A 9,776-nucleotide genomic window follows, 5' to 3' on the forward strand; every position below is an offset into this window, starting at 1 on the left:
TATAAAACTTAAACCTTCAATTCAAAATTCAAAATTTAGAATTCAAAATTTCTTAAAAGGTGGATGAATTTTTAAACAGATAAACACACACTATCTATTTTTGCACTAAGTGATGGAAGATACTATAGTTAAACCAGAAGAGCTAAAAGGCATTCTTGATTGCGACCTTCTTATGATCCGTACGGGATTTTTTAAATTCCGTCAATCTGATATTTATCGGCTGAATAATCCTGGTATATCTTCTTTATCGGCAGAATGGCTTCGCAGAAAACATCCACACATAAAAGCTATAGGCATTGATTCAATCTCGGTTTCTTCCTTTCAACATAGGGAGGAGGGACGAAGGACACATCAGATATTGCTTGCCGAACAGGGTTATCCTGGATGTCCTATGCTCCTCATAGAAGATATGGACCTCTCATTCAATAATGGCAAATTGCTTAAGGTATATGTAGTTCCCTTGATGCTTGAGGGTGTGGATAGTATGCCCTGTAGTGTTATTGGAGAGTATGAATAAGGATAAATGAAAGCAAATATCTTTCTAGCTGATGATAGGATATCTGACAAAAAACTGATAAGGATAATTGCTGACAAAAAAATAGATTGGTGGATATATTTGGGCTCCAATTATGAAACTCATCTTCATTATTGCTCTATTATTCCAAAATCCGTGAAAAAAATAGGTATGGGCAGGTCCTTGCAATCAGTCGCAAAAAAACTTAGAAGGCCTTTTATTGATCTTATCGGAGACCTGGGAGAAAAATACGACTCTCTTACCTGGTGGTGTTCTAGGATCTCTGAAAAAAATCCCCTTGTTAGCTCTTTATTTTTGAAAATATGCTATTTCTTTCTCTTAAAAGATATAGTTGCCAACAAGGAGGGAAATATTCTTATTATCTCATTAAGTTCGGTTTTAAATAATTTAATAGCCAAAGAGCTTGGAAAGGATGGTTGTAGAATTAACTGGATAGGAAATAAACCTTCTTATTGTATAATCACCATTAAAAGATTATTCGTAGAGGTCTTAAAATGTGCTTTATTCTTTCTCTTTGAGAATATTAAACGATCAATTATTGCTAAACAGCAATCTTTACCTCTGCCAGATAAGAAGGAGGGCAAAAAAACTCTAGTGCTACATTCATGGTATGACGAAGGGTGTTTTGAGGGAAATGCAATAAAGCATCGTTATTTTGGAGATCTTTCTGAAATGGCTATAAGCAAAGGGTATCAGGTTATAATTATTCCCGAGATATACAATATAAAACGATCATACAAAGAAGCTTTAAGGTTTATGTTAAAGAACACTTCAAAAGACAAGTTCTATGTTCCTAAAGAATACTTCTTTAGAATGATTGATTATTTTAATGCTGTGAAGGTAGTATTTAGTCAGATTATGTTCAAATTTAATAATGTAGAATTATTAGGTCTGGATATCTCAGAATTATTATGGGAAGCTAAGCTTTCAAATTTGGATTGTAATTCTTCTATGAACTATTTCTTTGTCAAAGAAATCGCAAGAAAAAATATTCCCATAGATATTTTTATTGACACCTTTGAATATATGATTCAGGAAAGGTCATTTCAGGCTGGAATGAAAAAATATTATCCCCATGCAAAAAGGATTGGTTATATGCATTTTCCATTGTCTCCGAACCTCCTATGTTCTTTTATTTCAAAAAAAGAAGCCAATTATATTCCCCTTCCTGACAAAATTGTCTTAAGTGGTGAATTTTTTAGGGAAATATTGCTTCGTGAAGGGTATCCTCAGGAAATACTTGTAAGTGGCCCAGCTATCCGATACCAATATCTATGGAAATCCATTATTGATAAGAAAGAAGCAAAAAAAGAAGATAAACCGGAAAAGCACATTGTTCTTCTACCTTTGCCTATAACTCGTGCAGATTCCCTTGAAATATGCCTGAAGGTCTCTGCTGCCTTAAGAAATATAGATAATATTGAAATATGGCTAAAACCCCATCCTTTTATGAGTGAAAAAAAAATAAAAGCGATCATTTCCAAGTATCATTTACCAGAGAACTATATTATTGTTAAAGAAGAAATATCAAAACTCTTGCCATCTGTAAGTGTTGGTATTGTTGCTGTTTCTTCTTCTGCCCTTGATCTTGCGGTTTCAGGTATTCCTATAGTTAGAATTGGTTCGGAAAAAAATCTGAATATAGACCCCTTGGATTGGCTTCAGGAGATAAAAGAGCCGGCATATGATAGCGAAGAGATTAGAAATCAGGTTGAAGAAGCCTTAAATCTGGGTGAAGATGAAAGAAATGAGCTAATGGAAAAAGGGAAAGAATTATTGAAAAAATATTTCAATCCAGTAAATGATAAAACTATGGAGGCTTTCTTTGCTTAAACTAATTATTAAAATTATACATCGCCTTATAAGGTATATTCTGCCATATAAGATGCATCATAAGGAAATAAGGTTAGTAGCTAGTGCTTATGATATGTATTCGGCTCCAGATGAAGATTTCTTTGCTAGTATTTATCTTAAAATAATCAAGGATGCTATTGGAGATAAGGGATTGAAGATACTAGATGCTGGTTGCGGACAGGGAAGACTATCAATTCCATTGGCAAAGGATGGACATATAGTAACCGGGGTTGATCTTACAGAAAAAGCAATTGAGCAAGGGAAAAAATACGCTAACAAGGCAGGGGTTAAAATTGAATTCATCATTGACGATATTCTACATTACCTTAAGGAATCATTAGAAAATCAATTTGATTGTGTAATATGCACAGAGGTGGTTTATATGCTGCCCCAATATGAAGAAATAATAAGGAATCTGGTGAGGACGCTTAAACCAGGTGGAATACTAGCTCTTGGTGTGAGGCCAAAGCTATATAATGTGCTTTATTACATAAAGAATAATAATATTGAGAAAGCCCTTTATATTTCAAAGAATAGGGACGGAAATAAGCTTCACTGGTTTTTCAATTGGTTCACCAAAGAAGAAATAAAGGAGATGTTATGTGCATTGGGTATGAAAGAGTTAAGCATTTATGGAATAGGCTTGATATCAGGGATAGAAGGAGATCCTCAATCATTATTTATCCAACCATCAAAATTAAATGAAGAAAATAGAAAGAAAATCTTTGAAATAGAAGTGCAACTTGGCCCAATTTATCCAGATTCGGGTAGATATATGTTAGTTATAGGCAAAAAGGGAAATAAAAAATGTAATCAATATACTATTGTTTGAAGAAAATTCGCTGAAAAATAGTATTTTAAAAAGGGAAGAAATATCCAATGAAAATTAAATTATTTACTAAATCTCATAATGAAACTTTATTAAAAGAAATCGATAACCAGAGAGGACAGTTTAGCGCGGAAGAACATGCGTAGATTATTGAAAAAGAATTCGCTGAGGATTTTGCCTCTAAGGAGAATCTTTTGCGTAAGTATTTGAAATGCGATCATACAAAATTAGTATCGCTATCTTTTTTGATCAAATATATTTATGATGAAGGATTTCAAAATATTCTCTCCTTGGGTGCCGGTTCATGTTGGATGGAGTATTTGTTAAAGTGTGCTCTTCCCAACAGGAAAGTAATTGCTGCCGATTTTGATTCTTATTTTATTAAAAAGGCGCAGGAATTTTTTCCAGAGATACTTGCAATTCAGTATGATTTTTTCAAGGATAATTATTTGGTTTTCAAAGAAACTCTTGGGATAGAATGTGATCTTGCTGTTTTCTTTGGCTCTGCATATGTTATGAATGATGATGACTTTGTTATTCAGTTTTCTGCTTTGAGAGAGGGGGGGTAAAACGAATAATTGATTTTCATAGCGGGTATGTTTCTTTAAAAGAGATGCTCAAATGGATGGCATTAAAATGTTTCAATTTATTAAGAAGTAAAAACCATTACATTGGCAAATTTCATGGATATGGGAGAACTCGAGGGGAATTGCGAAGGCTTTATAAAAAATCAGGGTTTCAGATTTTAAAGGAAGTAGCGATAACCCCTTATAAGTATGTAGCTATTCTTAAGGCTATAGATTCTTAGGAAAGGGTGTGTAAATGATTCCAGTAAGGTATGGCTGTATTTTCTGATGCTTTAATTGAAAAAGAAATCCTTGAGGCAGAGGATATAAAGAAGATATTGGGGGATGGATAATAAAGAGCATTTCAAGTTTGACAGAGATAGGCTAATAAGGCAGGGTTTTCCTGAGGTAATCCTTGGCTTGGGTAAGAAAAAGGAGGATATTTTAAATATTGTTAAGGAGGCTTTAAAAAGCCCGGGAAATATCCTTATTACAAGAACAAATTGCGATGTTTATCTTGGAATAAAAGAAATTGAAAATAATGCAATATGGCACGAAAATGCTAAATGTATTACCATAAGGAGGAAAAAAGCCGATAAATTAGCTGGTCCTGTGCTTGTTTTAACCGGTGGAACATCGGATATACCTGTAGCAGAGGAGGCAGCAACTACATTGGAGATAATGGATATTGAGGTTTTTAAAAGCTATGATGTTGGTGTGGCTGGGATACACAGGCTATTCAAAGAAAAGGAAAAGCTTGAGAAGGCAATTTGCATCATTGTGGTGGCTGGAATGGATGGAGCATTAGCATCTGTAGTGGGTGGCCTTGTTTCTTGCCCGGTAATTGCTGTTCCAACCAGCATTGGATATGGTGTATCATTTTCTGGCATAGCTCCTTTACTTGCTATGCTTAATTCCTGTGCTCCAGGTATAGGTGTAGTAAACATAGACAATGGATTTGGTGCAGCATACCTTACCTTTAGGATAATAAAAACCATCTCAAAAAAGCATTAATGCTCATGGGGACAAATCCCCTGACCCCTTAACTAAACACATGCAATAATGTATATCGCCCCCTCTACTTTATTGTCTTCCTTAATATATCCAGCATCAAATATAAAATTTCCCTCTTTTTTTCTTGAAGCTGGAGGTTCTATTTTTACATTAAAAACATCTTTAAAATCCCTCCCTATCTTTTTCCCTTTTGTATTGCTAATGGATGAGGCAGATGGATTAAGGTAGAGAATTTTTCCTAGCTCTGAGGTAATCACAACACCCACAGGAAGGTGGTTAAATAGCTTAGAATAAAGCCCTTTTTTTTCCTTATTTTCTTCTCCCTCCCATCCTGCAATCAATTCAAACCTTTCCCACATATCCACTATATTCCCAGAGCTATCCATTATGGGAAGCTTCTTTATTTTGTTAAAATTTTTGAGGAGTAAATTAAGAAAATGGATATCCTTTTCTTTGTCAATTGGATTAAGGTAATACTCAATAACATTGGCAATGGGAAGGTTAATGTCATCCTTCATCCCAGAGGATGCGATTATATCCTGCTTTGAGAGAAAGCCCAACATTTTTCTTTTTTCATCAACTATTGGAATGGAGCTAATGGGATATTTTAGAAATAGCCTGATCAGCTCCATCTTTGTTTTAATTGATTCCATATTCTTTTAAAACCATTTCTATATCCCCTTTCTTTACGAAGATATACCTTTTATCATTTCTAAACCAGGTCATCTGCCTTTTTGCAAATTGCCTTGTTCTTCTTTTCATTAGAGAAATTGCCTCAGCAAGGCTTATTTCTTCCTTTAGATACCTTATAATTTCCCTATATCCAATCCCGCTCATAGAGGTAAGGGAAGGGCTATATCCTAAGGAAAGGAGCATTTTTGTCTCATCAATCAAGCCTTTTTCTATCATTTTCTCTACCCGCTCATTTATCCTTTCATAAAGGGTTTTTCTCTCACAATCTATACATAGGCAGATAAATTTTATTTCCAAAGGCTTTGTTTCTCTTTGTAAAACAGAGATAGGCTTTCCTGTTAAATAAAAAACCTCCAATGCCCTGATAAGCCTCTTTTTATCATTCTTATTTATTACCTTTGCTTTCTCTGGGTCTATCTTTTTAAGCCTTTCCCAAAGATTTTCTTCCTTTTCCAGGGATTCCCTTATTTCTTCTGAGGAAGATGGTGAAAGAAATATTCCATCCATAAGCCTTTTGATATATAAACCACACCCTCCCACCACAAATGGAATTTTTCCCTTTTTAAAAATTTTTTCTAAAATTAAACATCCTTTAGCTACAAAATCTGCTACACTAAATTTCTCACTAGGATTAACTAGGTCTATAATGTGGTAAGGAATTTGCTCTCGATAAGATTTTTCCGGCTTTGAGGTGGCAATATCCATATATCTGTAAATTGTCCGAGAATCTGCACAAATAATTTCGCCATTATATTTTAAAGCAAGCTTGTGTGCTATTTCTGTTTTCCCTACACCGGTTGGACCAGCAATAACAATTGCTGTATTATCTTTCACTTAAATCCTAAGTCTCTTTTATTTCCTTTTCCTTCTGTAAAAGGAGCTCGTCTATCCTTTCTATATAACCATCTGTCTCCTTTTGTATTTCCTCTTTTAGCCTAAATGCATCATCCTCTCCCATCTCTTTATTTTTCTTCCTTTCATCAATCTTGTGGTTTAGCTCATGCCTTATATTCCTTATCGCCACCCTTTTTTCTTCCGCCAAAGCCTTTACCATCTTATCCAGTTCTTTTCTCCTCTCATCGGTTAAGGGAGGAATAATAAGCCTTATTACTTCACCATCAGATGTTGGATGTAATCCAATGTTGGCATTCATAATGGCCTTTGTAATTGCCTTTTCTTGTGCTTTGTCCCAGGGTTGAATAACAATCTGCTTTGCCTCTGGGATAGATATGCTTGCCAGCTGGTTTATGGGAAGAAAGCTTCCATAACACTCTACCTTGATATGCTCAATAAGAGAAGGGGATGCCCTTCCTGTTCTTATGTGAGAAAGCTCATCTTTACAGGATTTAACCACCCCCTCCATCTTCTCCCTTGCATCCTTTATCACCTTTTCCATTTTTACCTCCTTACAATTGTTCCTATCTTTTCTCCCAATATTGCCCTTTTCATATTCCCCTTTTGTAAAATATTAAATACAATAAGGGGAAGATTATTTTCTCTGCATAGAGAAATAGCAGATGCATCCATTATCTTTAAATCATTCTTTAAAACATCCATATAGGTCAGTTCATCATATTTTTTAGATGTTTTATCTATTAAGGGATCTCCACTATAAATACCCTCAACCTTTGTTGCCTTAAGGAGGACATCGGCATTTATCTCTGCCGCCCGCAATGCTGCCGCTGTATCGGTTGAAAAGAATGGATTTCCCGTTCCGCAGGCAAATATAACAATCCGGCCCTTTTCCAGATGCCTTATTGCCCTCCTTCTTATATATGGCTCGGCAACCTTTTCCATCTCAAGGCTGGAAAGAACCCTGCAGGGTGTGCCAATTTCCTCTAACGAATCCTGAAGAAATAATGAATTCATTAAGGTGGCAAGCATTCCTATATAATCAGCCGTTGCCCTCTCCATACCTTGTGCATCCTTATCTATTCCCCTAAAGAGGTTTCCGCCCCCCATACTTATGGCAATATCCACGCCAAGCTCCTTGATTTCCTTTAGCTCATAAGATATAGAGATTGCCTTTTCTCTATTCATTCCGTACCCAATATCCTTTGACAAAATCTCTCCTGAGAGCTTAAGTAGAACCCTTTTATACATTATTGTTTATCTCCTTCACTCCACAACCTCATACCAATTTTCTTTATACCTAAAGATTATCCTTTTGCCTAGGCTAAATATCTTTCCCACATCTTCATTAAGAAAAGCAAAGTATTCATCGCTTTCGTATTTTATCTTCTTTGTTTGCTGGTCTTTATATTCGATATCCTGCCATCTTCCATCCTTTAGGATATATGTTCTTCCTTTGATATATTTCACATTATAATGGCTTGGTTTGGCAATAGTTTCTTCTTTTAAAGCAAGCATGCTCTCGGCAGCTTTTACCGCCTCTTTTCCTACATCCTGCTTACTTAAAGCCTTGAACCTCTCTTGGATTACCCTTTTCTCCTCCTCTATAACCAGAAATGATGTATAAGGTGTGATTATTCCATATTTCTTGCTTAATGCCTTTATTTCCTCAATTATCTCCTCATTTTCGCCTTTTAGCCTTATCTGGTCTAATAAATAGCCAATTTTCCTGGTTGCCCAAAGATGTGCCAGGAATTCGTTATCTTTTTCCTTTTTTGGAAAATTTACCTTGTATTCATAGACCTTTTTTTCTTTCATCATTCCAGAAAGAACTAGGGTTGCCTTTCCATAGCCCTTATACCTTCCAAGCAGGATGATTTGCGAGCCAAAGAAAAGGTCGGGAAGCTTCTTTGGGTATAAATCATAGACAGAGACCTCCCCAAAGGATAATGAAACATCAGATAAAACAGGGTTTTCTATCTTCTTATAAAGCCCTGATATGGGGGCTTCAATATCCTCATCTTCCCTTATGTAGGTTGAAATTCCCCTGTTTTCCGAGGAAACAAGATCAAGGAGGTTTGTATTTACATTATCACCCACACCAAAGACAAAGATGCGCGAGGCAATATTTTTCTCTTTAACATTTTTTGTTATCTTTTGGATATCGGTTTCACCCACCGTAGGAAGCCCATCGGTTACAAAGAGGATTATATGGGGTCTCTTTTCCTGCTTTATAAATGAGGAAAGGAGGGCATCGTTTATGTTTGTGCCACCCGATGCCTTAATATTTTTTATAAAATCCCTTGCTTTTTCTTTATTTTCTAAGCTTGCTTCCCCTATCTCTTTAAACAATGGCTCAACCTCCGAACTAAACCTTATAATATTAAACCTATCCCCTTGCTTAAGGCTATTTATACAAAAAAACAAGGAAGATTTTGCCTGCTCTATCTTATTTCCCGACATACTTCCCGATGTATCAATGACAAAGGTTATATCCTTGGGAAGGCTTTCTTCTCTCTTTTGATTTGGTGAGGCAAGTAGCAAAAAGAATCCATCCTCATCGCCTTTATGGGTAAGCAATGAAACCCCAATATCCTTTTTATCCAAAGTATAATAGAGAATAAAATCAGAGAAGGGCCTTTTGTTGCTTTCCTCGTAGGTTACCCTTGCATTATAATCATCCTTTCTTTCTACCTTTACATTATGGGTGGGAGAATACACATTTTTAATGGGAATGTCTAATTTTATTTCAACATTTATAAGGATTTCTTTTATCGGGTTTTCCGATAATTTTTCAATATCAAGGGGATAGACATACTTACAAACACCTTCATCGGCTTTAATAATTTCATCATAGGAAAGCTCAATCCTTTTCTTGCCCTTTGCTGGAATGGGATATACCCTTGCCTTAAATAAATTCCCTCCAATATATTCTAATAAACCAGGGTCTTTCATCCTTCGGACAATATCCTCATAGATTTTTCTTGCCTTCTCCTTGTCCAAAATCTCTCCACTTATCTTCTTTCCATCCTGAAATAAAGAAAAGGAGGAAATCCCTGCCCCTTGTGGTAGGGGAAAGATATAGGTTCCCTCAATATCCTCTTTGTAGGGATTTATAAAAGCCTGATCAACCACTGTGCTTGCGGCTTGCCCCTTTATTTTTACATTAACCTTGTGGTAATCAAGGGATAGGGGAACAGGTTTAATCTCTGGTCTGGGTGGAATTGGAATAATCACCCCATCCCCAAAGCAAAGAAATGGAATAAGAAAAAGAGCCTTTTTCATTTTTAAAAGTATATCTTAAAAGAGAATACTTTGTCCACCATATTTATCCAGAAATGCTTATAGTATCTTCCATCACTTAGTGCAAAAATAGATAGGGTGTGTTTATCTGTTTAAAAATTCATCCACCTTTTAAGAAATTTTGAATTCT

The 9,776-nt window shown here is 35.6% G+C and carries 10 protein-coding genes; 5 read left to right on the top strand and 5 right to left on the bottom strand.

The window, feature by feature from the left end; translation table 11 throughout:
* The first annotated feature begins 112 nt into the window (after window positions 1-112).
* The 5 genes from AB1397_06220 (at window position 113) to larB (ending at window position 4,798) form a co-directional block, all read left to right on the top strand.
* On the top strand, window positions 113-517 hold the full coding sequence (locus AB1397_06220) for a cyclase family protein (GenBank protein ID MEW6482576.1): 405 nt from the start codon (window positions 113-115) through the stop codon (window positions 515-517).
* A gap of 6 nt (window positions 518-523) precedes the next feature.
* A complete protein-coding gene (locus AB1397_06225; GenBank protein ID MEW6482577.1) occupies window positions 524-2,368 on the top strand; it encodes a hypothetical protein in 1,845 nt (614 codons plus the stop codon).
* Entirely contained in the window at window positions 2,337-3,221 is an 885-nt protein-coding gene (locus AB1397_06230; GenBank protein ID MEW6482578.1) for a methyltransferase domain-containing protein, read from the top strand. The genes AB1397_06225 and AB1397_06230 overlap by 32 nt, the downstream gene beginning before the upstream one ends.
* A 308-nt stretch (window positions 3,222-3,529) precedes the next feature.
* Window positions 3,530-3,787 carry a hypothetical protein gene (locus AB1397_06235; protein ID MEW6482579.1) on the top strand — a complete coding sequence of 86 codons (258 nt, stop codon included), beginning with the start codon at window positions 3,530-3,532 and terminating at the stop codon, window positions 3,785-3,787.
* Between the two features lie 342 nt (window positions 3,788-4,129).
* Entirely contained in the window at window positions 4,130-4,798 is a 669-nt protein-coding gene (gene larB, locus AB1397_06240) for a nickel pincer cofactor biosynthesis protein LarB (protein MEW6482580.1), read from the top strand.
* A 32-nt stretch (window positions 4,799-4,830) separates the two neighbouring features.
* Here the strand turns inward: larB and AB1397_06245 are convergent, their stop codons facing one another.
* Genes AB1397_06245 through AB1397_06265 form a run of 5 tightly spaced genes read right to left on the bottom strand, consistent with a single transcriptional unit; the run spans window position 4,831 to window position 9,628 of the window.
* Window positions 4,831-5,451, bottom strand: a complete 621-nt coding sequence (locus AB1397_06245; protein MEW6482581.1) for a CBS domain-containing protein — start codon at window positions 5,449-5,451, stop codon at window positions 4,831-4,833.
* Window positions 5,438-6,325 (bottom strand): tRNA (adenosine(37)-N6)-dimethylallyltransferase MiaA, encoded by an 888-nt coding sequence (miaA, locus tag AB1397_06250; protein MEW6482582.1) that lies wholly within the window; start codon window positions 6,323-6,325, stop codon window positions 5,438-5,440. The genes AB1397_06245 and miaA overlap by 14 nt, the downstream gene beginning before the upstream one ends.
* 7 nt (window positions 6,326-6,332) lie before the next feature.
* Window positions 6,333-6,887 carry a ribosome recycling factor gene (gene frr, locus AB1397_06255; protein ID MEW6482583.1) on the bottom strand — a complete coding sequence of 185 codons (555 nt, stop codon included), beginning with the start codon at window positions 6,885-6,887 and terminating at the stop codon, window positions 6,333-6,335.
* A 2-nt stretch (window positions 6,888-6,889) separates the two neighbouring features.
* Entirely contained in the window at window positions 6,890-7,594 is a 705-nt protein-coding gene (gene pyrH / locus AB1397_06260; GenBank protein MEW6482584.1) for a UMP kinase, read from the bottom strand.
* A gap of 15 nt (window positions 7,595-7,609) precedes the next feature.
* Window positions 7,610-9,628, bottom strand: coding sequence for a VIT domain-containing protein (locus AB1397_06265; GenBank protein MEW6482585.1), 2,019 nt, complete (start codon window positions 9,626-9,628; stop codon window positions 7,610-7,612).
* Window positions 9,629-9,776 lie beyond the last annotated feature (148 nt).

This window comes from bacterium, assembly GCA_040756715.1.
Classification (GTDB): domain Bacteria; phylum UBA9089; class UBA9088; order UBA9088; family UBA9088; genus JBFLYE01.

Coding starts and splice junctions, on each gene's coding strand:
- AB1397_06225 (MEW6482577.1), top strand. CDS start 524: ATGAAAGCAAATATCTTTCTAGCTGATGATAGGATATCTGACAAAAAA.
- AB1397_06230 (MEW6482578.1), top strand. CDS start 2,337: ATGATAAAACTATGGAGGCTTTCTTTGCTTAAACTAATTATTAAAATT.
- AB1397_06235 (MEW6482579.1), top strand. CDS start 3,530: ATGGAGTATTTGTTAAAGTGTGCTCTTCCCAACAGGAAAGTAATTGCT.
- pyrH (MEW6482584.1), bottom strand. CDS start 7,594: ATGTATAAAAGGGTTCTACTTAAGCTCTCAGGAGAGATTTTGTCAAAG.
- larB (MEW6482580.1), top strand. CDS start 4,130: ATGGATAATAAAGAGCATTTCAAGTTTGACAGAGATAGGCTAATAAGG.
- AB1397_06265 (MEW6482585.1), bottom strand. CDS start 9,628: ATGAAAAAGGCTCTTTTTCTTATTCCATTTCTTTGCTTTGGGGATGGG.
- frr (MEW6482583.1), bottom strand. CDS start 6,887: ATGGAAAAGGTGATAAAGGATGCAAGGGAGAAGATGGAGGGGGTGGTT.
- AB1397_06220 (MEW6482576.1), top strand. CDS start 113: ATGGAAGATACTATAGTTAAACCAGAAGAGCTAAAAGGCATTCTTGAT.
- AB1397_06245 (MEW6482581.1), bottom strand. CDS start 5,451: ATGGAATCAATTAAAACAAAGATGGAGCTGATCAGGCTATTTCTAAAA.